Source organism: Geobacillus sp. B4113_201601 (assembly GCF_001587475.1).
GTDB lineage: Bacteria > Bacillota > Bacilli > Bacillales > Anoxybacillaceae > Geobacillus > Geobacillus icigianus.
The window spans coordinates 52,965-75,940 of record NZ_LQYX01000041.1 but is presented as its reverse complement, the minus strand read 5'-3'; the positions used below and the strand labels follow the sequence as shown (position 1 = coordinate 75,940).

Here is a 22,976-nt window from a genome sequence, read left to right as displayed (position 1 = left end):
TACACTAAACGGTAGGAGGTGTGGTGATGGGGGAGCAACAATGGCAGTCGTTCTTCCGCATCGGCAAATGGCTGTTGGTGACGGTGATCGTCTATTTAATCGTCCGGATGAAAAGCGTTTGGTGGCCGGTGATCGATTTTGTCGCCACGGTGTTGACGCCGTTTTTGCTGGCGGCGTTTATCACGTATTTGCTGCACCCGCTCGTTGAATATCTTCATGGCAAAGGGGTGCCGCGGGCGCTTGCCATTTTGCTCATTTATTTGCTGTTTTTTGGCTCGGTCGGCTACGGCTTGTACCGCGGCATTCCGGTTTTGATCGCTCAGCTGCGCGCGTTGGACGAACAGCTGCCCTCGCTGATGAATACATATCGCCAATGGGTGCGCCACATTCACGATGAAACATCGACATGGCCGATGGAAGTGCATACGCGGGTGGAAACGATGCTCGCTGAGCTGGAGCGGGCGGCCGCCTCGGCGGTCGAGATGGCGATTCGCGCCATGAAATCGCTGATCAGCTCGGCGGCGACGTTCGTGCTGATCCCGTTTATTGTGTTTTACATGCTCAAGGACGTCGAGGTGCTGAAAAAAGCCGTTTGGTATTTGACGCCAAAGCGGTGGCGCGAACCGGGGCTGGCGTTTTTACAAGACGTTGACGAGTCGCTCGGCGGTTACATCCGCGGCCAGCTCTTTGTCTGCGCGGCGATCGGTTCGGCCGCGGCGCTCGGATTGTGGCTTGCCGGCATGGACTATCCACTTTTGCTTGGGCTCATCATCGGGATGACCAATATCATCCCGTATTTCGGGCCGCTGATCGGCGCCATTCCGGCCGCCATTTTAGCGGCGACTGTATCGCTCAAAATGGTCTTGGTGGTGCTGGCCATCATTTTCGCTTTACAGTTTTTAGAAGGCAACGTGTTGTCGCCGCTGATTGTCGGCAAAAGCGTACACATGCATCCGCTTGTCATTATGCTTGCCCTCTTTGCCGGCGGTGAGCTTGCCGGCGTGCTCGGCCTCATCCTCGCCGTTCCGACGGCGGCGGTGCTGAAAGTGGCCATCATCCATTGGAAGGAGCGCTATGCCTTGCATTGACAAACGAGCGGTGCTTGTCTATAATTTTTCAATGTAAAAGCGAATACATAACGCGATGACGGATCGAGTATGTTGCAGTCCATCTTAACGCGCGGGCTCGCGCACAGAGAGGAATTTCCGCGGCTGAAAGAAATTCCAGATGAAGGGCAACAGAAGGCTAATCCGGAGCGCAGGCAAAACCTGACGCAAGGCTGCGTTACGGCCAAAGAGGTGATGGGCGTTTTTTTGCCCATAAACAGGGTGGTACCGCGAGCATAACTCTCGTCCCTGCAGGGGATGGGAGTTTTTTTATATAAAGGTGAAAGGGGAGGATGATCATGAAACAGCTGACATCTGCCGAAGTGCGGCGCATGTTTTTGCAGTTTTTCCAAGAAAAAGGCCATGCGGTTGAACCGAGCGCTTCGCTCATTCCCGTCGACGATCCGTCATTGTTATGGATCAACAGCGGCGTCGCGACGTTGAAAAAATACTTTGACGGGCGCATCATTCCAGAAAACCCGCGCATTTGCAATGCGCAAAAATCGATCCGCACCAACGACATCGAAAACGTCGGGAAAACGGCGCGCCACCATACGTTTTTTGAAATGCTCGGCAACTTTTCGATCGGTGATTACTTCAAGCGGGAAGCGATCCACTGGGCGTGGGAGTTTTTAACGAGCGAAAAGTGGATTGGCTTTGATCCGGAACGGCTGTCCGTCACCGTCCATCCGGAGGACGAGGAAGCGTACAACATTTGGCATAACGAAATCGGACTGCCGGAAGAACGGATCATCCGTCTCGAAGGAAACTTCTGGGACATCGGCGAAGGCCCGAGCGGTCCGAACACGGAAATTTTTTACGACCGCGGCGAGGCGTTCGGCAACGATCCGAACGATCCGGAGCTGTACCCGGGCGGGGAAAACGACCGCTATTTGGAAGTATGGAACTTAGTGTTTTCCCAGTTCAACCATAACCCGGACGGCACGTACACGCCGCTGCCGAAGAAAAACATCGATACCGGCATGGGGTTGGAGCGGATGTGCTCGATTTTGCAGGACGTGCCGACGAACTTTGAAACCGACTTGTTCTTGCCGATCATCCGCGCTACCGAACGAATCGCCGGCGAGCGGTATGGCGACGATCCGGACAAAGACGTCGCCTTTAAGGTGATCGCCGACCATATTCGCGCCGTGACGTTTGCGATTGGCGACGGGGCGCTGCCGTCGAACGAAGGGCGCGGCTATGTATTGCGCCGCTTGCTCCGCCGCGCGGTGCGCTACGCGAAACAAATCGGCATTGACCGCCCGTTTATGTACGAGCTCGTGCCGGTTGTCGGCGAAATTATGCACGACTACTATCCGGAAGTGAAAGAAAAAGCCGATTTTATCGCTCGCGTCATCCGCACGGAAGAAGAGCGGTTCCACGAAACGCTTCATGAGGGGCTCGCCATCTTGGCGGAAGTGATCGAAAAGGCGAAAGCGCAAGGAAGCACCGTCCTTCCGGGGGAAGAGGCGTTTCGCTTGTATGATACGTACGGCTTCCCGCTCGAGCTGACGGAAGAGTACGCCGCCGAGGCAGGCATGACGGTCGATCACGCCGGTTTTGAGCGCGAGATGGAGCGCCAGCGCGAACGGGCCCGCGCCGCTCGCCAAGACGTCGATTCGATGCAAGTGCAAGGCGGCGTGCTCGGCGATTTGAAAGACGAAAGCCGGTTTGTCGGCTACGATGAGCTTGTTGCCTCGTCGACGGTCCTCGCCATCGTTAAAGACGGACGGCTTGTCGAGAAAGTGAAAGCCGGTGAAGAGGCGCAGATCATCGTCGATGTGACGCCGTTTTACGCCGAAAGCGGCGGTCAAGTCGCCGACCAAGGCGTATTTGAAAGCGAGACCGGGAGAGCGGTCGTCAAAGATGTGCAAAAAGCGCCGAACGGCCAGCACCTTCACTCGATTGTCGTCGAGCGCGGCGCGGTAAAAAAAGGAGCCCGCTATACGGCGCGCGTTGATGAGGCGAAGCGGGCGCGCATCGTGAAAAACCATACGGCGACCCATTTGCTCCATCAGGCGCTCAAAGACGTGCTCGGCCGCCATGTCAACCAAGCGGGGTCGCTCGTCGCTCCGGATCGGCTGCGCTTTGACTTCACCCATTTTGGCCAAGTGAAGCCGGACGAGCTCGAGCGCATCGAGGCGATCGTCAATGAACAAATTTGGAAGAGTACCCCAGTTGACATTTTCTATAAACCGCTTGAGGAAGCGAAAGCGATGGGCGCGATGGCGCTGTTTGGCGAAAAATACGGCGACATTGTCCGCGTCGTCAAGGTCGGCGACTACAGCCTCGAGCTGTGCGGCGGCTGCCATGTGCCGAATACAGCGGCCATCGGGCTGTTTAAAATCGTCTCTGAATCCGGCATCGGCGCCGGCACGCGCCGGATTGAAGCGGTGACCGGAGAGGCGGCGTACCGTTTGATGAACGAACAGCTCGCCATTTTGCAAGAGGCGGCGCAAAAATTGAAAACAAGCCCGAAAGAATTGAATGCCCGTCTTGACGGACTGTTTGCCGAACTGAAAGAGCTCGAGCGCGAAAACGAATCGCTTGCCGCTCGCCTTGCCCGTATGGAAGCGGAGCACCTCGCCCGCCAAGTCAAAGACGTCGGCGGCGTGCCGGTGCTGGCGGCGAAAGTGCAGGCGAACGACATGAACCAATTGCGGGCGATGGCCGACGATTTGAAGCAAAAACTCGGCACGGCAATCATCGTGTTGGCGGCGGTGCAAGGCGGCAAAGTCCAATTGATCGCTGCGGTGACCGATGACTTAGTGAAAAAAGGATATCACGCCGGCAAGCTCGTCAAAGAAGTGGCTTCCCGCTGCGGCGGCGGGGGTGGCGGACGCCCGGATATGGCGCAGGCCGGAGGAAAGGACGCGGACAAAGTCGGGGCAGCGCTTGATTACGTCGAAACGTGGGTCAAATCCATTTCCTAAATGGCGCGGATCGTGTACAATGGATGTAAGATGGAGGAATGGCCCGAATCAAGAGCGAGGTGGAGACGGTGAGCTCGTTTGATCAAACGATGCAGTTTCATTTTCCGGAAGAGCCGGCTGAAACGAACGTTCGCGAAGTGCTGCTGACGGTGTATGAGGCTTTGCAAGAAAAAGGCTACAACCCGATCAACCAAATTGTCGGCTACTTGTTGTCCGGCGATCCGGCTTACATCCCGCGCCATAACGACGCGCGCGCCCTCATCCGCAAAATCGAGCGCGACGAATTAATCGAGGAATTGGTGAAATTCTATTTACAGGGGCAACGAAAGGACTGACCGATGCGAACGTTAGGATTGGATCTCGGCACGAAAACGCTCGGCGTGGCGATCAGCGACGAGCTTGGCTGGACGGCTCAAGCCTTGGAGACGATCGCCATCGACGAAGAGCGCGGCGACTACGGCTTAAAGCGGCTGCGCGCCATCATCGCCGAATATGGCGTCGATGCGATCGTTGTCGGCTGGCCGAAAAACATGAACGGCACGCTCGGACCGCGCGCCGAAGCGAGCGAGCGGTTCGCCGCCAAGCTGCGCGAGGAGTTTTCTTTGCCGGTCGTGCTTTGGGACGAACGGCTGTCGACGATGGCCGCCGAACGGATGCTGATCGCTGCCGATGTGAGCCGGAAAAAACGGCGGAAAGTGATCGACAAAATGGCGGCGGCTGTCATTTTGCAATCGTACTTGGATAGGAAACGATGAAGGGGAGGCCAATCACAATGGAACATGGAGACCGCCATATTACCGTTGTCGACGAACAAGGCAACGAACAGCTCTGTGAAATTTTGTTTACGTTTGAATCCGACGATTTCGGGAAATCGTACGTGTTTTACTATCCGGTCAGCAAGGAAGCGGAAGATGAAAACGGCGAAACGGAAGTGCACGTGTCGGCGTTTATCCCTGCTGACGAAAATCAAGAAGGGGAACTGCTTCCGATTGAAACGGAAGAAGAGTGGGATATGATCGAAGAAGTGTGGAACACGTTTTGTGCTGAACAAGAAGATGAAGAGGAATGATCCGAAGCGGCTGCCTAAAGGCGGCCGCTTTTTTGTCGGAAAAAAGGGCGAGAGATGCAAAAACTTGTAGTATAATATGACCGATGGACGGGAAAGGAGGTGCGCTATGGGGGAAAAGCATTGGACAGGGAACGAGGGGCGGCGTGGGCGAAAACGGATGTTGATCGCAGGCAGCGTTTTGCTGGCGCTGGTTGTGTTGATCAGTGCCGGCAGCTTTCTATATATTCGCTTGGCGCTCAAACCGGTCGATCCTCATGATCACACTCCGGTTCATGTCTCGATTCCTGTCGGTTCATCGGCGACAGAAATCGCAGAGCGGCTCGAACAAAAACGGCTCATTCGAAGCGCTAGCGTGTTTCGGCTTTATGTCCGTTGGAAACGCGAGTCCGGGTTTCAAGCCGGAGAGTACGAACTGACGCGGGCCATGCCGATGACGCGCATCATAGCGCTGCTGCAAACGGGGAAATCGTTGAAAGTCGGCTTGAAATTGACGATCCCCGAAGGGTCGCAGCTTGTACAGATTGCCGATCTCATCGCCGCGCGAACGGGATACAAAAAAGAAGACGTCATGAAGCAGCTGAACGACCGCGCGTACATCGAGCAGTTAATGAAAAAGTATCCGCGTGTCATAACGAAAGACGTATTCCATCCGAACGTTCGTTATCCGCTGGAAGGTTATTTATTTCCAGCCACCTATGTATTCGCTGACAAAAAACCGCCGCTTTCTGAGATCATTGAAACGATGGTCGCCAAAACGGCAGCGGTGCTTGCTTCGTACGAAGAGGAAAGAGGGGAACGGAAGCTGTCGCCGCACCAGCTGCTGACGCTTTCCTCTCTGATCGAAGAGGAGGCGACAGAAAAAGCCGACCGCAAAAAAATCGCCAGCGTCTTTTACAATCGGCTGCGCCTAGGCATGCCGCTGCAAACCGATCCGACGGTTTTATACGCGCTTGGCAAACATAAAGCGCGCGTGTTTTACAACGATTTAAAAGTTGATTCGCCATACAATACGTACCTTCATAAAGGGCTGCCGCCAGGGCCGATCGCCAACGCGGGCGCAATGTCGATTGAAGCGGCGCTTGAGCCGGCGCAAACCGATTATTTGTATTTTTTAGCCACCCCCACAGGCGATGTCATTTTCACGAAAACGCTGGCCGAGCACAACCGGGAAAAGGCGAAGCATATTGGGAAACGATAGCGCAAAACGGAAGTTGCTGGCGGGTTAGGCGAAACGGTTTCGCTTTTCCGCCGAGTTATGGTAAGATAAAGAAAGTTGAACAGGGAGCGATAAGGGTCCGGTAGCGGCTCTTATTTGGAACGGATGGGCGCAGCACCTCGGGCCGCCGCTTGGCCCGGGGCGGGCGCTTTTCCGCTTGTTGATGGCAAGGAGCACAAGCCCGGCGATCGCTGCTTTATTTTCGCGACGGGGCGGGCGCTTTTCCGCTTGTTGATGGCAAGGAGGGTTCCGTTTGCTGACTGATGAGGTCGTTTCGTACTTGCAGCGGCTGCGGCCGGCGTTGGATGCGGATGTGGAACAGATCGAGCGCGAAGCCCGCGAACAGCGGGTGCCGATCATGGATTCGGTGAGCATCGAAACGATGTTGTTCGTGCTCAAGCTCGCGAAGCCGCGCCGCATTTTAGAAATCGGCACGGCGATCGGCTATTCGGCGATCCGGATGGCAAAAGTGCTGCCGGAGGCGCACATTGTAACGATAGAAAAAGACCGGGAGCGGTATGAGCGCGCCCGTTTTTATATGGAAAAGACCGATTGCGCCCAGCGAATTGAAGCGGTGTGGGGCGACGCCTTGGCGGTGACGGAGAAGGTGGCGTCGGCCGCGCCGTTTGACGCGTTGGTGATCGATGCCGCCAAAGGGCAATATGAGCGCTTCTTTACGCTCTATGAGCCGTTTCTCGCTGAAGGCGGCCTCGTCATTACCGACAACGTGCTGTTTAAAGGGCTTGTCGCCGCTGAAACGCCCGGGGGCAATAAGCGGCTTTGGAATCTCGCCCAAAAAATTCGCCGCTATAATGAGTGGTTGATGGCCCGGGGCGATTATGACACCGTCATCATTCCGGTCGGCGATGGGCTCGCGATATCGAAAAAAATGAGGTGAACGAGAAAATGAAAAAACCGGAATTGCTCGTCACGCCGACGAGCGTTTCCCATATTGATGAACTGGCGGAAGCCGGGGCGGACGCCATCATCATCGGTGAGCAGCGCTATGGCTTGCGGCTCGCCGGCGAGTTTTCCCGTTCGGATGTGGCCGCGGCTGTTGAAACGGCCCACCGGCGCGGCATGAACGTGTATGTGGCGATGAACGCCCTTTTTCATAACGACAAAGTGGACGAGCTTGCCGACTACGTGGCGTTTTTAGCTGAAGTCGGCGCCGATGCCATCGTCTTCGGCGATCCCGCGGTGCTTTTGACCGTCCGAGAAACGGCGCCTCACATGAAGCTTCACTGGAGTACGGAGACGACAGCGACGAACTGGTATGCGTGCAACTACTGGGGGCGAAAAGGGGCGAAACGCGCCGTCTTGGCGCGCGAGCTGAACATGGACGCCATTTTGGAAATCAAAGCCCATGCTGAAGTGGAAATTGAAGTGCAAGTGCACGGCATGACGTGCATGTACCAGTCGAAGCGTTCGCTGATTGGCAACTATTTTGCCTATCAAGGAAAAGTGATGGAAATCGAACGGAAAAAGTACGAAAAAGGGATGTTCCTGTACGACAAAGAGCGCGACTATAAATACCCGATTTTTGAAGACGAAAACGGCACGCACATTATGAGCCCGAACGATCTTTGCATCATTGACGAACTGGGCGATATGGTGGAAGCCGGCATCGACAGCTTCAAAATCGACGGCGTTCTGCACACCGCGGACTACATTACGGAAGTGACGAAGCTGTACCGCCGCGCCATCGACTTATGTACGGAAGACCGCGAGCGCTACGAGCGGGAAAAAGAGGAGCTGCTGGCGGCCGTTGAAGCGCTTCAGCCGCCGCACCGCCGCATCGACACCGGATTTTTCTTCAAGGAAACCATTTATTGAGAAAAGGAGGGACACGTCATGCTTGTAAAAAATGACCGCATCTCCGAGATCGTTGACGGCAAGCGCGTCATCGTGAAAAAGCCGGAGCTGCTGGCGCCGGCCGGCAACTTGGAAAAGCTGAAAATCGCCGTCCACTACGGGGCGGACGCCGTCTTTATCGGCGGTCAAGAGTACAGCTTGCGCGCCAACGCCGACAACTTTACGATCGAGGAGATTCGCGAAGGGGTGGAATTTGCCAACCGGTACGGGGCGAAGGTGTACGTCACCGCCAACATTTACGCCCATAATGAAAACATTCCCGGCCTTGACGACTATTTGCGGGCGTTAGAGGAGGCCGGCGTTTCCGGCATCATCGTCGCCGATCCGCTCATTATCGAAACGGCGCGCCGGGTGGCGCCGAGGCTTGAAGTGCATGTAAGCACCCAGCAGTCGCTCACCAACTGGAAAGCGGTCCAATTTTGGAAAGAGGAAGGGCTCGAGCGGGTCGTGCTCGCTCGCGAAGTGAGCGCCGAAGAAATTCGCCAAATCAAAGAGAACGTCGATATTGAAATTGAGGCGTTCATCCATGGAGCGATGTGTTCCGCCTATTCCGGCCGCTGCGTGTTGAGCAACCATATGACGGCGCGCGACTCCAACCGCGGCGGGTGCTGCCAGTCGTGCCGCTGGGATTACGATTTATACCAGCTGTCTGACGGCCGGGAAATCCCGCTGTTTTCCGAAGGCGACGCCCCGTTCGCCATGAGCGCGAAAGATTTGAACTTGATCCGCGCCATTCCGGCGATGATTGAACTTGGCGTCGACAGCTTGAAAATTGAAGGGCGGATGAAGTCGATCCATTACGTGGCGACAGTCGTCAGCGTCTATCGGAAAGTGATCGACGCGTACTGCGCCGATCCCGACCATTTCACGATTCGCGACGAGTGGGTGCGCGAGCTCGACAAATGCGCCAACCGCGAGACGGCGCCGTCGTTTTTTGCCGGCTTTCCCGACCATACGAACCATATGTATGGCACCCACAGCCGAAAACCGACGCACGAGTTCGCCGGCTTAGTGCTTGATTACGACCCGGAGACGGGCATCGCCACCATCCAGCAGCGCAACCATTTCCGGCCCGGCGACGAGGTCGAATTTTTCGGCCCGGAAATCGACAACTTTACCCAAGTGATTGAAACGATTTGGGATGAAGAGGGCAACGAACTCGATGCGGCGCGCCATCCGCTGCAAATCGTCAAGATGAAAGTGAAACGGCCACTCTTCCCGTACAACATGATGAGAAAGGAGAATTAAGATGGGGAAGAAGCCCGTTGTCATCGGCGTCGCCGGCGGTTCCGGCTCCGGGAAGACGAGCGTCGCCAGGGCGATTTATGATCATTTCGGCGACCGTTCGATCCTTGTCTTGGAGCAAGATTTTTATTACAAAGACCAAAGCCATCTCCCATTTGAAGAGCGGCTGAAGACGAACTACGACCATCCGCTGGCGTTTGACAACGACTTGTTGATTGAACATATTCATAAGCTGCTTTGCTACGAGCCGATCGACAAGCCGGTGTATGACTATACGCTTCACACCCGCTCCCGTGAGGTCATCCGCGTGGAGCCGAAAGAGGTCATCATCGTCGAAGGCATTCTTGTGCTAGAAGATGAGCGGCTTCGCGACTTAATGGATATTAAAGTGTACGTCGACACCGATCCGGACATCCGCATCATCCGCCGCCTCCTTCGCGATGTGAAAGAGCGCGGCCGCACGTTTGACTCGGTGATCGAACAATATTTGTCCGTCGTGCGGCCGATGCACAACCAGTTTGTCGAACCGACGAAGCGTTATGCCGATGTCATCATTCCGGAAGGCGGGCACAACACCGTCGCCATCGATTTAATGGTCGCAAAAATTCGCACGGTTCTTGAACAAAAAGCGTTTTTATAATAACATAACAGAGACAAAACAATATAGTATATAACAAGTAAGCGTACGAACAGCGATTTTTCTGTTCGTACGCTTTACATAATGCACAATATATAGAGGAGTGAGATGAATGGCGAACGAAAAGCAGTACCCGATGACGAAAGAGGGAAAAGAGAAACTGGAACAAGAGCTGGAGTATTTAAAAACGGTCAAGCGCAAAGAAGTGGTCGAACGCATTAAGATTGCGCGTGGGTTCGGGGATCTGTCGGAAAATTCAGAGTACGACGCAGCGAAAGACGAGCAGGCGTTTGTTGAGTCGCGCATTCAAATGCTTGAAAACATGATTCGCAACGCCGTCATTATCGAAGAAGATACGGAAAACCCGGATGTGGTCTCGCTTGGCAAATCAGTGACGTTTATCGAACTTCCGGACGGAGAAGAGGAGACGTACACGATCGTTGGTAGCGCGGAAGCGGATCCGTTCGAAGGGAAAATTTCCAACGACTCGCCGATCGCGAAGTCGCTTCTTGGTCGCCGCGTCGGCGATGAAGTGACGGTACAGACGCCGGGCGGGGAAATGATGGTGAAAATCGTCGCCGTCAACTAAGCGCGCTATGTTCGACCCGCAAAGCGGCCGCAGCGCGGAAAAATCGCCGTCCTAGGCACGTTTCAAATGAAAACACCTCGTCGAAACTGTTGATGAGGTGTTTTCTTTATGTGGAAGAAAAGGGCTATTGTCATGCTTGTCTTGATCGAAGCGGCGCTGTTTTTCATCGTGGGGCGGCTCGCGCAAATTCAGTTGATTGACACCGAATCGTTCGCGAATCATAATTTAATCGCCGAAAGCGTCGCCCAGCGCACACAGGAATTGGTCATCGATGACGGGCGCGGTTCATTTGTGGACCGAAACGGCAAGCCGCTGACGAAACGATCCGTACCGTCGCTTGTCTTATTTCCGTTTTTGAAGATGAGGCCATGGCCGATCGAACAAGTCGCCCGCGTGACCGGCGTTTCCGAAGAAGAAATCCGTCGCCAGCTCGAGCGGGCGGACGGCCCGTTCGTCTTAGAGAAAAACGGCGAACCTCTCGCCTTAAGCGCTGAACAAATGAGGCAAATGAACCGCTTGCGCATCCCGGGCGTCTTTGCCGTCCATAAACAATATCCGCTCGAGACGCTGTACGCTCCGCATTTGCTCGGCTTTACGCGGCCGGACCGCGAGCTGTTGCGCCAACGCTATCCGAAACGGCCGCTTCCGCCTGGGACGGAAGTCGGCATTCAAGGGTTGCAGAAGGCGTTTGACGAATTTTTGCTCGCCGACGCCGAGACGAAATTGCTGTATCACGTCGATGCGGAAGGGCGGCCGCTGTTCGGGCTCGATGTCAAGTACAGCGATCCGAGCAATTCGTTTTACCCGGTCACGGTAAAAACGACGCTAGACCGCGACGTGCAGCGCGAGATGGAGCAGATCGTCGACCGATTCGGATTGAAAAAAGGCGGCCTCGTCTTGCTTGACGTTGACACTAACAGCGTAGTGGCCATGGTCAGCCGCCCGAATATGGATCCGCGTGATCCGTACAAAAACGGCGGGGCGGAAAACCAAATGGTGCTGCCGCACATCCCCGGCTCTGTTTTTAAAACCGTCATCGCCGCCGCGGCGCTTGACGAGGGAATCGCTTCGCCGACGACCACGTTTGATTGCCGCAAAACGATTGCTGGCGAGGAAGACCGGGAGCACGACTACGGGACGCTCGATCTGACGGACAGCTTTGCCGTCAGCTGCAACAATGCCTTCGCCACGCTCGGCAAAGAGCTGATCCGGCATGATCCCGGCGCGTTGGAAACGTATGCCGAAAAACTGGGGCTGTATCCGACGGCCGGCTGGGAAGGGCCGGTTTACCATGAAGAACATTTCCGCCAGTTTCCCGAGGAACGGAAAGGAACGATTTGGCACGATGCACGCGACAAGCGGGTGCCGCTGGCGGTTGCGCAAACGGCGATCGGGCAAAAAGATGTGCGCGTTTCGCCGCTTGGGGTTGCCAACATGATGGCGACGATCGCCCGTGGCGGCAAGGCGTGGAAAGTGCGGGCCGTCGATCAAGTGCTGTACAAAAACGGAGCCCCGCTGTTCTCGTTTTCCGCCGAGCCGGCGACCGGGCTGGAACCGATTACCCCGGCAACGGTTCGGCAGCTGCAGCAGCTTTTGCGCGGCGTCGTTACGAATCAGAAAGGCACCGGCCGCCGTTTTCAGACGCTGCCGTATCCAGTTGCCGGCAAATCAGGAACAGCGGAGACAGGAAAAAGGGAAGGGGACGTCGAACTGATCAATAAATGGTTTGCCGGCTATTTTCCCGCCGACCGTCCGAAATACGCCCTCGCCGTTGTCGAACTGGACGTCCCGAGCGGGCGCGCGGCGACCAACGAAGTGTTTGCCGCCGCGGTTGAAGCGCTTTACGCCCATGACCGCGCGCAAAAGGAAAACGAATAACGAATCGATGTAGAGAGCGAATTTGGTTGACATCTACAGCGAGGAAAGGAGAGGGGAACATGGCGCAAACGGAAACGCGCTTTGCCGCCCGTGCCAAACGGCGCAAAATGAACCGTTGGCTCAACGGGGCGATTGCGGTGGTGTTGCTGCTGATTGTGATGGTCGCTTGGAATTTGCTTTTTGGCGGAAAAGCGGATCAGCAAGCGGCCGGCAAAACGAAGCGGACGGAAGTGGAAACGGGCGCGGCGGTTGTCTCAAACGAAGAAAAAAAGCCCGCAGCGGGAAGCGACACCGCTGGTGGGGAAACCGAGGAGACCGCCGAAACGAACGAAGAGGAATCCACCAAGGTGACGGAAACCCCGGGACCTCCGGGGTCAAATATCGAAAAAGAGATCGTCAATCCGGCTTGGCAGCCCGTCGGCACGACGCAATCCGAGCCTCATGAAACCGTGTTTGACGAAAACTCGGTCGATTGGAAGGAAATGCTTGATGCCGTCAGCTATGCGACCGGCATCGCGCCGGAGGAGATGATCGTTTGGTTCATTGGCAACAATGGGCCGAACAAAGCGGTGGCGACGATCTCGACGAAGGGGCAAACCGCTCACTATAGAGTGTATATCGAATGGGTAACCAATGAAGGCTGGAAACCGACGAAGGTGCAAAAATTAAAGCAAAGGCCGTCATAATGCCGGCGAACGCGCGGCATGGATGGCGGCGGGAGCAAAAAGCAGGTGCCCAACTGCCGTCTGGGCACCTGTTATTTTTTCGCTTTAAAATGGACGACGGCGCTGTAAAACCGGTTTCCGTTCTCCATCACATGCATTTGATGGGCAACGTGATGGACGGAAAGCAGCAGCGCTTTATTATGCTCAATTTGTTCGTTAATCTTTTTCTCGAGCGTCCGCAAATCATCCGCCTCAAAAAATTCAATTTTGTCCTCGATCAGATCAAGGGAAATGTTGACCATCGCGCTCCCTCCTTTCCATTGCCAGTGTAGCAAATTTTCCCGCCGTCATCCACCGGGGGCCGGGGAACAATACGAATGATGAATCGGCATGATCGTTGAACAAAGAAAAAACTTATGCTACATTGAGAGCAGGACCGCGCAAAATACATACTATATTTATAGGAATTATAAACTTTTATGGAGCGTGACCGTATGGGTAGAGAATTTCTTGATTTATTCGAACAATGGGCTGAGTCGTACGACCAATCGGTGGAAGGCCATGATGAGCAATATCGCGATGTGTTTGCCGGCTACGGCCGCATTTTGGACGCGGTCGCCGACAAAGCGGGCCAAGTAGTGCTCGAATTTGGCGTCGGCACCGGCAATTTGACGAAAAAGCTGCTCGAACGCGGCAAAACAGTGTACGGCATTGAGCCATCAGCGCCGATGCGCAAAAAAGCGTTGGAAAAACTCGGCGGTCGGGCCGTCATTATGGACGGCGACTTTTTGCGTTTTCCGCTGCCGTCGGAGCCGATCGACACGGTGGCGAGCACGTATGCTTTTCATCATTTGACCGATGCGGAAAAAGGGGAGGCCATCGCCAAATATAGCCAACTGCTCCGCCCTGGTGGTAAAATAGTGTTTGCCGACACAGCGTTTCGTGATAAAGCCGCGTTCCGCCGAGCGGTTGAAGCGGCGCGGGCGCGCGGGTTCCACGATTTGGCCGACGATCTGGAGCGCGAATATTACACGACGCTCGACGTATTGGCCGCGCTGTTTGCCACCCACGGCTTTTCCGCTTCCTTTACGCAGCAAAACGCGTTCGTCTGGCTGATGGAGGCGGTAAAACAAATCGACTGAGAAAGAGGGAGAACGATGAAAGCAGCGATTATTGGAGCAATGGAAGAAGAAGTAGCGATGCTGCGCGCGCGCATGGAAGGGCGCGAGGATACGGCCATCGCCGGATGCGAATTTTCCGCTGGGCGCCTTAACGGAGTGGAAGCGGTGTTGTTGAAGTCCGGCATCGGCAAAGTGAATGCCGCCATGGGGACGACGCTGTTGCTTGACCGTTTCCGTCCCGATGTCGTCATCAACACCGGCTCCGCCGGAGGATTTTTGCCGTCATTGCGCGTCGGTGATCTCGTCATTTCGGAAGAGGTCGTGCATCATGACGTGGATGTGACCGCCTTTGGCTATGCGTATGGGCAAGTGCCCGGCTTGCCGGCGCGCTACCGGGCCGATGAGACGCTTGTCGAGGCGGCAAAACAAGCGGCAACCCAGCTTAACGGCCTCCAAGCGGCCGTTGGCTTGATCGCCACCGGCGATTCGTTTATGAATGACCCGAAGCGCGTCGAGTTTGTGCGCGGCCAGTTCCCGGAACTGTGCGCCGTTGAGATGGAGGCGGCGGCGATCGCCCAAGTGTGCGTGCAGTTTGGTGTGCCGTTTGTCGTGATCCGGGCGCTTTCCGACATCGCCGGTCAGGAATCGGACGTATCGTTTGAACAGTTTTTGGAGACGGCGGCGAAACACTCGGCTGAGCTTGTTTTATCGATGCTTTCCATTCTCAGTGCGAGAAGTTAAACGAGTGGAAGGAAACGGAGTGACACCGATGCAGGTAGCCAAAAGCATTCATGAATTGATCGGGCGCACACCGCTAGTGGAAATTACGCGCTTTCCGCTGCCGGAAGGCGTCCGCTTGTTTGCCAAGCTCGAGTATTTCAATCCGGGCGGAAGCATCAAAGACCGGCTCGGGCAGGAATTGTTGCGCGAAGCGTTTGAATCGGGGAAGCTGAAAGAAGGCGGCACGATCATCGAGCCGACGGCTGGCAACACCGGCATCGGCTTAGCGCTGGCCGCGATCGACAAAAACATCAACGTCATCTTTTGCGTTCCAGAAAAATTTAGCATTGAAAAGCAGCAGCTGATGAAAGCGCTCGGGGCGCAAATCGTCCATACGCCGACCGAGGAAGGAATGGAAGGGGCGATCCGCAAAGCGGAAGAGCTCGCCCGCACGATTCCAGGCGCGTATTGCCCGCAGCAATTTCGCAATCCGGCCAACCCGCGGACGTATTATAAAACGCTTGGTCCGGAGCTGTGGGATGACTTGGACGGACAAATCGATATTTTTGTCGCCGGCGCCGGTTCCGGCGGCACGTTTATGGGAACGGCGACGTTTTTAAAAGAAAAAAATCCGGCCATTAAAACGGTGATCGTCGAACCGGAGGGCTCGATTTTAGGCGGCGGCGAACCGGGTCCGCATCGGACGGAGGGGATCGGCATGGAATTTTTGCCGCCGTTTCTGGATCCGGCGTATTTTGACGCCATCTACACGATCGCGGACGATGACGCGTTCCGCCGCGTGAGCGAACTAGCCAGACAAGAAGGGCTTTTGGTCGGCAGCTCGTCCGGCGCCGCCTTTCACGCCGCCTTGCTTGAGGCCGAGAAGGCGAAACCGGGAACGAACATCGCCGTCATTTTCCCCGATAGCAGTGAGCGATATTTAAGCAAAAACATTTACGAAGGTGGAGGATCGTGATGAGACGAAAAACGCTGCTCATCCATGGCGGCATTCCGGGTGACCCGCACACCGGAGCGGTGTCGGTGCCGATTTATCAAGTGAGCACGTACAAGCAGGAAGAGATCGGGAAGCATAAAGGATTCGAATATTCGCGCACCGGCAATCCGACGCGCGCGGCGCTCGAGAAACTGATTGCTGAGCTTGAAGGCGGCGTGGCTGGGTTTGCGTTCGCTTCTGGGATGGCGGCGATTACCGCCGTCATGATGTTGTTTGACAGCGGCGACCATATCGTGATCACCGATGACGTTTACGGCGGCACGTATCGGGTGATGGCGAACGTATTCAACCGGTTCGGACTTGATGCGACGTTTGTCGACACGAGCGATGTCGCCAACATCGAGGCACACATCCGCCCGAATACGAAAGCCATTTACGTGGAAACGCCGACCAATCCGTTGTTGAAAATTACCGACTTGCAAGCGGCGGCCGCCATCGCCCGTGCGCATGGGCTGTTATTGATCGTCGATAACACGTTTTCGACACCGTATTTCCAAACGCCGCTTGAACTGGGCGCCGATATCGTCATTCATAGCGCGACGAAATATTTAGGCGGCCATAGCGATGTCGTCGCCGGCTTGGCGGTCGTCCGCACCGCCGAGCTCGCCGAGCGGCTTCATTACGTGCAAAATTCGACCGGCGGCATCCTTGGACCGCAAGATTCGTGGCTGCTTATGCGCGGGATCAAAACGCTCGGCGTGCGGATGGAAGAGCACGAACAAAACGCGCGGGCGATTGCGGCCTTTTTGGCTGAACATCAGGCGGTGGCGCGCGTGTATTACCCCGGGCTTCCGGAGCATCCGAACTATGAGCTGGCGAAAACACAAATGCGCGGGTTCGGCGGCATGATTTCCTTTGACGTCGGCAGCTTGGAGCGAGCGGAAACCGTCCTGTCGCGCGTTCGCTTCTTTACGCTCGCCGAAAGTTTAGGAGCGGTCGAAAGCTTAATTTCATTGCCGGCGAAAATGACTCACGCCTCGATTCCGAAAGAGCGGCGCGAACAGCGCGGCATTACCGACGGGCTCATCCGCCTGTCGATCGGGTTGGAAGACGTCAACGATTTGCTTGACGATTTGGCGCAAGCGCTTGGCTGAAATTGCCGCTCCCCCTTTTTCGCCCGTTATGGTACAGTGAGGGCGAGAGGAGGAATCGGCAGTGACTGAACGACAACGGAACGAGCTGCGTGCGAAAGCGGGAGATTTCACGATGTATAGCTTAGTTTTGTTCGCGCTTGGCGCGTTTCTCTATTTAGGTGCGATCATCCCGGGCGCGCTGGCGGCGGCGGACAAACCGTTCGCTTTGCTGGCTGTCGCGGGCTGTTTGGCCGCGGCATTGTATTGCTCGCGCCGCGCCGCGCGCTATCGCCATCAGCTCGAGGAACAAGACAACCCGTTTGAATCGTGAAAGGACTTGTTCAAAAGTCCGTCTACCGGGATCCGCGGCGGAAGCGTAAAGCGCGGAGAGGAGGACGGAAAGTTCCATGGGCAGCGCGATCTGCTCTCGACCCGGGGATGAAAATCGCGCGCCAGTTCGGCATTTTCACAAAAAACCGAACAACTTCGTCATTGAGAGACGAATTGGAAATAGGGATGTTGTCTTATTTTTCAATAGAATGGTTTACAACGGAACTGATTTTGGATATAATTACCTTCGTAACGTCATTTCCGAAGGGAGGTCGAAGACGATGATCATGACGATGTGGACGACACCGCTCGATGCTTGCCAACTAAAGGCTATTCGACCTTCCGCTGACCGGGAATGACGCACCATGACCAAGAACAACAGCCATCGGGCCGCAGAAGGAGAGTAGTCTCGCTTTCTGCGGTTTTTTGCTTGGCAAGGCCGCAGAGGCGTTTTCCTTCTGCGGCTTTTTGTTTCGAAAGGGGGGAGGAAGATGACGATCCATTTGTTTTTTGTGACGATCACGATCGAGCGGAAGGCCCCGCGGCGGCGCAACATCGAACAAGAGCGGTTGCGGCGTGCCGCCGAAGAGGAGCTGCTTGACCGCAAATGTTCTGTCCATCACCGGCTGTTTTAAAAACGACAGAGGAAAGGGGAGATAATTCATGCTGATGGCACGAGGATGGTTGATGATGTGGCTTGAGCGGACGGGCGATTCGACTTGACTCGGCGAGGAGGGACGCGCATGCTGCGTGTGCTGTTGTTGACGGTCGAATTTCACCAATTGTTCAAACTGTGGCGCAAGCGTTCCTCGTTTCCTTTGGTAAAATAAAAACAAACGAGTCAAGGAGGGAACGGGGATGTTCACCATCGTCATGGCAGTGGTGATTACAGTGTCCATCGCGCTCGTCATCGCTGCGGAAGTGAGCGTCGAGGCGGAGGCTTAAGCGGACGGTTGGTTCGTTCAGCGCCTAGAGCGGTGTTCCACGAGTGCCGGCTTGTTTTAAGAGCCGGCGCTATTTTTTTGTCCAGACACGGACAACGTCGCTCCCGCATATACATCATCATAGACGGTTTCCGTCAATGACAGCAGGCAGGGGTGAGAGCATGTCCGGCATTGTTTCGGTGTTTGCGTTTTTGCTGAAAGAGCTGACGTTTCTTGTTTCGTATATTAAAAACAATGCATTTCCCCAGCCGTTAAGCGCTAAAGAAGAGGAAAACTATTTGGCACTGATGGCGAAAGGCGACGAACAAGCTCGCAACCGGCTCATCGAACATAACTTGCGCCTTGTCGCCCATATTGTGAAAAAGTTTGAAAATACCGGTGAAGAAGTGGATGATTTGATTTCGATTGGCACGATCGGCCTCATTAAAGCCATTGAGAGCTATTCGCCGGGAAAAGGGACGAAACTGGCAACGTACGCTGCCCGCTGCATCGAAAATGAAATCCTTATGCACTTGCGCTCGTTGAAAAAAACGCGCAAAGATGTCTCGCTGCATGAACCGATCGGCCAGGACAAGGAAGGAAACGAAATCAGCCTGCTTGATATTTTAAAGTCCGAAGGCCAAGATATTGCCGACGAAATTCAGCTGAACATGGAGATCGAACAGGTGAAAAAATATATCGAGGTGCTCGATGAGCGCGAAAAAGAAGTGATCATCAGCCGGTTTGGCCTCGGCCGCCAGCGCGAGAAAACGCAGCGGGAAATCGCCAAAGAGCTCGGCATCTCAAGAAGCTACGTTTCGCGCATCGAAAAGCGGGCCTTGATGAAAATGTTTCATGAGTTTTACCGTCAGGAAAAAGAAAAGCGACGGACATAGAGGGCTGGATATGGCTTTACCATTTCCTTTTTCAATTAGAAAAACCTTGTTACATCGTTCCCGATTTTCACACGTTCCCCACTGATAAGGGGAATCATCGGTTTTTCCCCAGCCGGATCGAGGGAAGCGCTGTTTCGTTCGGCAGCGCTTTTTTTATTTTAAGAAAATTATAAAATAACAATGAACCTTGGAGTAAAGCGAATTCATTCAATGATATTGACATTTTTTATTTTTAATAGTAAAATAATTTTGTCGCTTTTTGTCTAATTTTGTCTAAAGGAGGCGAAACAGATCGTGAAAAAAATCGGGTTGGCATGGCAGATTTTTATCGGCCTGATTCTCGGGATTGTCGTAGGGGCTCTGTTTTACGGAAACCCGAAAGTCGCGGTGTATTTGCAGCCAATTGGAGACATTTTTCTCCGTTTAATTAAGATGATCGTCATTCCGATCGTCGTGTCAAGCTTAATCGTCGGCGTCGCCAATGTCGGTGACGTGAAAAAACTCGGGAAGCTCGGTGTCAAAACGATCATTTACTTTGAAATCATCACGACGATCGCTATTGTTGTTGGGCTTTTAGCGGCGAATATTTTCCAGCCGGGCACCGGCGTCAATATGAAGTCGCTCGAGAAAACGGATATTCAGTCGTACATTGATACGACGAACGAAGTGCAGCACCATTCGATGGCGGAAACGTTTGTCAACATTGTGCCGAAAAACGTGTTTGAGGCGCTGTCAACAGGGAATATGCTGCCGATTATTTTCTTCTCCGTGATGTTTGGTTTGGGAGTGGCGGCGATCGGGGAAAAAGGGCAGCCGGTGCTACGCTTTTTCCAAGGCACCGCGGAAGCGATGTTTTATGTGACGAACCAAATCATGAAATTCGCGCCGTTTGGTGTGTTTGCTCTCATTGGGATGACGGTGTCCAAATTTGGTGTCGCGTCGCTGCAGCCGCTCAGCAAGCTTGTCATTCTCGTCTATGCAGTGATGGCGTTTTTCGTCGTTGTCGTGCTCGGCATCACCGCGAAATTGGTAGGAATCAATATTTTCCATATCATAAAAATTTTAAAAGACGAACTCGTGTTGGCGTACAGCACGTCCAGTTCGGAAACGGTATTGCCAAAAATCATGGAAAAAATGGAGAAGTTCGGCTGTCCGAAAGCGGTCACATCGTTTGTCATTCCAACCGGCTATTCCTTTAACCTTGATGGATCAACGCTGTATCAGGCGCTGGCGGCGATTTTTATCGCCCAGCTGTATGGCATCGATATGCCGCTGTCCCAGCAAATTTCGCTAGTGCTCGTGTTGATGGTGACGTCAAAAGGCATCGCTGGCGTTCCGGGCGTTTCGTTCGTCGTCTTATTGGCGACGCTCGGCACGGTCGGCATTCCGGTTGAAGGATTGGCGTTTATCGCTGGCATCGACCGCATTTTGGACATGGCGCGCACGGCCGTCAATGTCGTAGGCAACTCGCTGGCGGCAGTGGTCATGTCGAAATGGGAAGGGCAGTATGACGAAGAGAAAGGGAAACGATACATGGCGGAGCTACAGAAGCAAAGCGCTTAACCGAAAAGCGGCTGACGAGGCAGCCGCTTTTTCTTTTGATCGCTAGCCATGTGTAGTATAATAAAATAGATTGGAAGGCTCGGAAAACCGCATCCACGAGTCAATCACCGGCCCCCTAGATGGGGAAAACAACGCCATATCAAATTATGAGCCAAAAAAATATCGGCGCGCTTCCGGTTGAGATGGGGAAAACAACGCCATATCCCGTCTTTGGACAAATCGGGGTGGTGACACGAAAAGCGGACAATGCCATGTGAAGCAATACAGCCACTTCATAGCAAGGAGGGACAACGGTGCACGAAGCCATTCAATCGCTGTTTTCATTTTTGGTCGGTTTAGGCTATGCCGGTATCGCTCTGGCCTTGATGGTCGAGGTGATTCCTAGCGAGATCGTGCTCGCTTATGCCGGCTATTTGGTGGCTCGGGGCGAGATCACCTTTGCCGGGGCGGTGGCGGCTGGAACCTTCGGCGGCGCGGTGGCGCAGCTGTTTTTATATTGGATGGGGGTTTACGGCGGCAGGCCGTTTTTAGACCGATACGGGAAATATATTGGCATTCAGAAAAAACATTTGGATGTGGCAGAACGTTGGTTTGCGAAATTCGGCCCTGGCGTCATTTTCAGCGCCCGCTTCATACCGGTCGTCCGCCATGCGATTTCCATCCCCGCTGGCATCGCCCGAATGAAGTGGCTGCCGTTTCTCATTTACACGGTGCTGGCCATCGTTCCATGGTCCATCTTGTTTATTTGGCTCGGGGAGCAGCTGGGCCGCCGCTGGCGGCAGATTGATGAAATGGCGGCCCCGTACGTTCAGCCGGCGATCGCAGCGGCAGCGGTGGCAACAGTGATTTACATCGTTTGGAAATGGCGGCGCCGCGCTGCCGAATAAAAACCGAGCGCGTCAAATAGTTGCTCGTTTTGTATGCGGTCCGCTATAGTTATACATGAGCCCATCGCGTGGCTCAAATTTGATAAAAAATGAGGGAAGAACGTGAAACGTTGGCTTTTGATCGTGCTGCTGCTCGCTGTGGGGATATGGCTTGTGCCATACAGCGTACCGCTTCTGTTGGCGCTCGCTACGGCGCTGTTGCTCGAGCCGTCCATCCGCCGCTTGCAACAAACGTATCGGCTGAAGCGCGTTCATGCCGTTACGGCCATTTTTTCGCTGTTTATCGTCATCGTCGGTGTTTTGCTTTATGTCCTCATTGTCATTTTTGTCGAGCAGGTGATGGCGCTCTCGCAAAAGCTGCCTGCCTTCCTCAGCGAAGCGACGAAAGTGTTGGATCGTCTCATTCAAACATGGCAGTCGTATTCGAGCTCGATTCCGCGTGAAATCATTGAATCGTTAGAGCGCGGCGTCAATACGGTGCAACAAATGTTGCTGTCGTTTGCGAGCAGTTTGACGCAGTCGCTCGTTCATTATATTGCCGCAGTACCTGCGTTTTTGATTCATTTTTTGGTGTATATCGTCGCTTTGTTTCTCATTTGCCTCGATTTGCCGCGGCTGAAGCAAGGGGTGCGCCGCCATTTATCGGAGCGCACGGAACAGCGGCTGGGAATGATCGTCACCCAGCTCAGCAAAGCGGCGGTCGGTTTTATCAAAGCGCAGTTTCTGCTCAGCGTCATCACGTTTTTCCTCGCCTTGGCCGGCTTGGTGGTGCTAGGGATTGATTACGCCGCCCTTATGGCGCTCGTCATTGTGATTGTCGATATTTTGCCGATTTTGGGAACCGGGTCGGTATTGGTGCCGTGGGGGATCATCAGCATAGCGAACGGGGATAAAGCGCTCGGCATCGGTCTGATCGTGTTGTTTGTCGTCATTACGGTGGTGCGGCGGATCATCGAGCCAAAAGTGTTTTCGACCAATTTGGGCATTTCCCCGCTTGCGGCGTTAGTCAGCGTTTATCTCGGCTTTCAGCTGCTCGGCTTCATCGGGCTGTTTGTTGGGCCGGTCGTTGTCATTTTGGTCGAGGCGCTTGCCAAAGCTGGGGTTATTCGATGGACGATCAAACTTTGAGGAACGAAAAACGGGGTTGGCAACGGATCGTCTCAGCAACGGGGGCGGGAACGGCCGCCAAAAAAACGAGGGTGTCCAAGAAAGCGGGACACCCTCGTTCCTGT

General features: G+C 54.5%; 24 protein-coding genes and 1 other annotated feature. Of the genes, 23 read left to right on the top strand and 1 reads right to left on the bottom strand.

The window, feature by feature from the left end; all coding sequences use genetic code 11:
- Positions 1–26 precede the first annotated feature (26 nt).
- The 13 genes from B4113_RS06595 (at position 27) to B4113_RS06530 (ending at position 13,237) form a co-directional block, all read left to right on the top strand.
- On the top strand, positions 27–1,088 hold the full coding sequence (locus B4113_RS06595) for an AI-2E family transporter (RefSeq protein ID WP_061912330.1): 1,062 nt from the start codon (positions 27–29) through the stop codon (positions 1,086–1,088).
- 46 nt (positions 1,089–1,134) lie between these two features.
- Positions 1,135–1,360: a binding site (T-box leader), on the top strand.
- A gap of 45 nt (positions 1,361–1,405) precedes the next feature.
- A complete protein-coding gene (gene alaS, locus B4113_RS06585) occupies positions 1,406–4,042 on the top strand; it encodes an alanine--tRNA ligase (protein WP_061912328.1) in 2,637 nt (878 codons plus the stop codon).
- A 68-nt stretch (positions 4,043–4,110) separates the two neighbouring features.
- Positions 4,111–4,377, top strand: coding sequence for an IreB family regulatory phosphoprotein (locus tag B4113_RS06580; RefSeq protein ID WP_033018096.1), 267 nt, complete (start codon positions 4,111–4,113; stop codon positions 4,375–4,377).
- A gap of 3 nt (positions 4,378–4,380) precedes the next feature.
- Positions 4,381–4,797: a Holliday junction resolvase RuvX gene (ruvX, locus tag B4113_RS06575; protein WP_033018045.1), complete on the top strand. Its 417-nt coding sequence runs from the start codon at positions 4,381–4,383 to the stop codon at positions 4,795–4,797.
- Between the two features lie 17 nt (positions 4,798–4,814).
- Positions 4,815–5,111: a DUF1292 domain-containing protein gene (locus B4113_RS06570; RefSeq protein ID WP_033018044.1), complete on the top strand. Its 297-nt coding sequence runs from the start codon at positions 4,815–4,817 to the stop codon at positions 5,109–5,111.
- A 106-nt stretch (positions 5,112–5,217) separates the two neighbouring features.
- Complete coding sequence (gene mltG, locus B4113_RS06565; protein WP_033018042.1) at positions 5,218–6,309, top strand: endolytic transglycosylase MltG; 1,092 nt, start codon at positions 5,218–5,220, stop codon at positions 6,307–6,309.
- 271 nt (positions 6,310–6,580) lie between these two features.
- Complete coding sequence (locus B4113_RS06560) at positions 6,581–7,225, top strand: O-methyltransferase (RefSeq protein ID WP_033018041.1); 645 nt, start codon at positions 6,581–6,583, stop codon at positions 7,223–7,225.
- A gap of 8 nt (positions 7,226–7,233) precedes the next feature.
- Positions 7,234–8,163 carry a peptidase U32 family protein gene (locus B4113_RS06555; RefSeq protein ID WP_033018038.1) on the top strand — a complete coding sequence of 310 codons (930 nt, stop codon included), beginning with the start codon at positions 7,234–7,236 and terminating at the stop codon, positions 8,161–8,163.
- Between the two features lie 18 nt (positions 8,164–8,181).
- Entirely contained in the window at positions 8,182–9,450 is a 1,269-nt protein-coding gene (locus B4113_RS06550) for a U32 family peptidase (RefSeq protein WP_033018037.1), read from the top strand.
- Position 9,451: 1 nt separating this feature from the next.
- Positions 9,452–10,087 (top strand): uridine kinase, encoded by a 636-nt coding sequence (gene udk / locus B4113_RS06545; RefSeq protein ID WP_033018036.1) that lies wholly within the window; start codon positions 9,452–9,454, stop codon positions 10,085–10,087.
- 109 nt (positions 10,088–10,196) lie between these two features.
- Positions 10,197–10,673, top strand: coding sequence for a transcription elongation factor GreA (greA, locus tag B4113_RS06540; protein ID WP_033018034.1), 477 nt, complete (start codon positions 10,197–10,199; stop codon positions 10,671–10,673).
- Positions 10,674–10,781: 108 nt separating this feature from the next.
- A complete protein-coding gene (locus tag B4113_RS06535) occupies positions 10,782–12,551 on the top strand; it encodes a penicillin-binding protein 2 (RefSeq protein ID WP_033018032.1) in 1,770 nt (589 codons plus the stop codon).
- 59 nt (positions 12,552–12,610) lie between these two features.
- Positions 12,611–13,237 carry a YrrS family protein gene (locus B4113_RS06530; protein ID WP_061912327.1) on the top strand — a complete coding sequence of 209 codons (627 nt, stop codon included), beginning with the start codon at positions 12,611–12,613 and terminating at the stop codon, positions 13,235–13,237.
- 71 nt (positions 13,238–13,308) lie between these two features.
- On the opposite strand, the gene B4113_RS06525 is transcribed toward B4113_RS06530, so the two are convergent.
- Entirely contained in the window at positions 13,309–13,518 is a 210-nt protein-coding gene (locus B4113_RS06525) for a YrzA family protein (protein ID WP_061912326.1), read from the bottom strand.
- Positions 13,519–13,710: 192 nt separating this feature from the next.
- Here B4113_RS06525 and B4113_RS06520 point away from each other — a divergent pair, with 192 nt between their 5' ends.
- The 10 genes from B4113_RS06520 to ytvI all read left to right on the top strand — a co-directional run bounded on the left by B4113_RS06520 (position 13,711) and on the right by ytvI (position 22,872).
- The gene (locus B4113_RS06520; protein WP_061912325.1) at positions 13,711–14,358 is read left to right on the top strand and encodes a class I SAM-dependent methyltransferase; all 648 of its coding nucleotides are present in this window, start codon (positions 13,711–13,713) and stop codon (positions 14,356–14,358) included.
- Between the two features lie 15 nt (positions 14,359–14,373).
- Complete coding sequence (mtnN, locus tag B4113_RS06515) at positions 14,374–15,078, top strand: 5'-methylthioadenosine/S-adenosylhomocysteine nucleosidase (RefSeq protein WP_061912324.1); 705 nt, start codon at positions 14,374–14,376, stop codon at positions 15,076–15,078.
- A 28-nt stretch (positions 15,079–15,106) separates the two neighbouring features.
- The gene (locus tag B4113_RS06510) at positions 15,107–16,033 is read left to right on the top strand and encodes a PLP-dependent cysteine synthase family protein (protein ID WP_061912323.1); all 927 of its coding nucleotides are present in this window, start codon (positions 15,107–15,109) and stop codon (positions 16,031–16,033) included.
- A complete protein-coding gene (locus B4113_RS06505; RefSeq protein WP_061912322.1) occupies positions 16,033–17,166 on the top strand; it encodes a bifunctional cystathionine gamma-lyase/homocysteine desulfhydrase in 1,134 nt (377 codons plus the stop codon). The genes B4113_RS06510 and B4113_RS06505 overlap by 1 nt, the downstream gene beginning before the upstream one ends.
- 61 nt (positions 17,167–17,227) lie before the next feature.
- Positions 17,228–17,476, top strand: coding sequence for a YrhC family protein (locus B4113_RS06500; RefSeq protein WP_061912321.1), 249 nt, complete (start codon positions 17,228–17,230; stop codon positions 17,474–17,476).
- Positions 17,477–17,966: 490 nt separating this feature from the next.
- A complete protein-coding gene (locus B4113_RS18600; RefSeq protein ID WP_081897239.1) occupies positions 17,967–18,110 on the top strand; it encodes a YrzI family small protein in 144 nt (47 codons plus the stop codon).
- Between the two features lie 470 nt (positions 18,111–18,580).
- Complete coding sequence (gene sigK, locus B4113_RS06485) at positions 18,581–19,294, top strand: RNA polymerase sporulation sigma factor SigK (protein ID WP_033018020.1); 714 nt, start codon at positions 18,581–18,583, stop codon at positions 19,292–19,294.
- 294 nt (positions 19,295–19,588) lie between these two features.
- A complete protein-coding gene (gene gltP, locus B4113_RS06480; protein ID WP_061912319.1) occupies positions 19,589–20,857 on the top strand; it encodes a glutamate/aspartate:proton symporter GltP in 1,269 nt (422 codons plus the stop codon).
- A gap of 293 nt (positions 20,858–21,150) precedes the next feature.
- Positions 21,151–21,744 carry a DedA family protein gene (locus B4113_RS06475; protein WP_033019286.1) on the top strand — a complete coding sequence of 198 codons (594 nt, stop codon included), beginning with the start codon at positions 21,151–21,153 and terminating at the stop codon, positions 21,742–21,744.
- A 102-nt stretch (positions 21,745–21,846) separates the two neighbouring features.
- Positions 21,847–22,872: a sporulation integral membrane protein YtvI gene (ytvI, locus tag B4113_RS06470; RefSeq protein ID WP_033844204.1), complete on the top strand. Its 1,026-nt coding sequence runs from the start codon at positions 21,847–21,849 to the stop codon at positions 22,870–22,872.
- The last annotated feature ends 104 nt before the right edge of the window (positions 22,873–22,976 follow it).

Excerpts from the sequence above, each read along its gene's own strand:
- B4113_RS06595 (WP_061912330.1), top strand. The coding sequence starts at position 27 with ATGGGGGAGCAACAATGGCAGTCGTTCTTCCGCATCGGCAAATGGCTG.
- alaS (WP_061912328.1), top strand. The coding sequence starts at position 1,406 with ATGAAACAGCTGACATCTGCCGAAGTGCGGCGCATGTTTTTGCAGTTT.
- ruvX (WP_033018045.1), top strand. The coding sequence starts at position 4,381 with ATGCGAACGTTAGGATTGGATCTCGGCACGAAAACGCTCGGCGTGGCG.
- B4113_RS06570 (WP_033018044.1), top strand. The coding sequence starts at position 4,815 with ATGGAACATGGAGACCGCCATATTACCGTTGTCGACGAACAAGGCAAC.
- mltG (WP_033018042.1), top strand. The coding sequence starts at position 5,218 with ATGGGGGAAAAGCATTGGACAGGGAACGAGGGGCGGCGTGGGCGAAAA.
- B4113_RS06555 (WP_033018038.1), top strand. The coding sequence starts at position 7,234 with ATGAAAAAACCGGAATTGCTCGTCACGCCGACGAGCGTTTCCCATATT.
- B4113_RS06550 (WP_033018037.1), top strand. The coding sequence starts at position 8,182 with ATGCTTGTAAAAAATGACCGCATCTCCGAGATCGTTGACGGCAAGCGC.
- udk (WP_033018036.1), top strand. The coding sequence starts at position 9,452 with ATGGGGAAGAAGCCCGTTGTCATCGGCGTCGCCGGCGGTTCCGGCTCC.
- greA (WP_033018034.1), top strand. The coding sequence starts at position 10,197 with ATGGCGAACGAAAAGCAGTACCCGATGACGAAAGAGGGAAAAGAGAAA.
- B4113_RS06535 (WP_033018032.1), top strand. The coding sequence starts at position 10,782 with ATGTGGAAGAAAAGGGCTATTGTCATGCTTGTCTTGATCGAAGCGGCG.
- B4113_RS06530 (WP_061912327.1), top strand. The coding sequence starts at position 12,611 with ATGGCGCAAACGGAAACGCGCTTTGCCGCCCGTGCCAAACGGCGCAAA.
- B4113_RS06525 (WP_061912326.1), bottom strand. The coding sequence starts at position 13,518 with ATGGTCAACATTTCCCTTGATCTGATCGAGGACAAAATTGAATTTTTT.
- B4113_RS06520 (WP_061912325.1), top strand. The coding sequence starts at position 13,711 with ATGGGTAGAGAATTTCTTGATTTATTCGAACAATGGGCTGAGTCGTAC.
- mtnN (WP_061912324.1), top strand. The coding sequence starts at position 14,374 with ATGAAAGCAGCGATTATTGGAGCAATGGAAGAAGAAGTAGCGATGCTG.
- B4113_RS06510 (WP_061912323.1), top strand. The coding sequence starts at position 15,107 with ATGCAGGTAGCCAAAAGCATTCATGAATTGATCGGGCGCACACCGCTA.
- B4113_RS06505 (WP_061912322.1), top strand. The coding sequence starts at position 16,033 with ATGAGACGAAAAACGCTGCTCATCCATGGCGGCATTCCGGGTGACCCG.
- B4113_RS18600 (WP_081897239.1), top strand. The coding sequence starts at position 17,967 with ATGACGATCCATTTGTTTTTTGTGACGATCACGATCGAGCGGAAGGCC.
- sigK (WP_033018020.1), top strand. The coding sequence starts at position 18,581 with ATGTCCGGCATTGTTTCGGTGTTTGCGTTTTTGCTGAAAGAGCTGACG.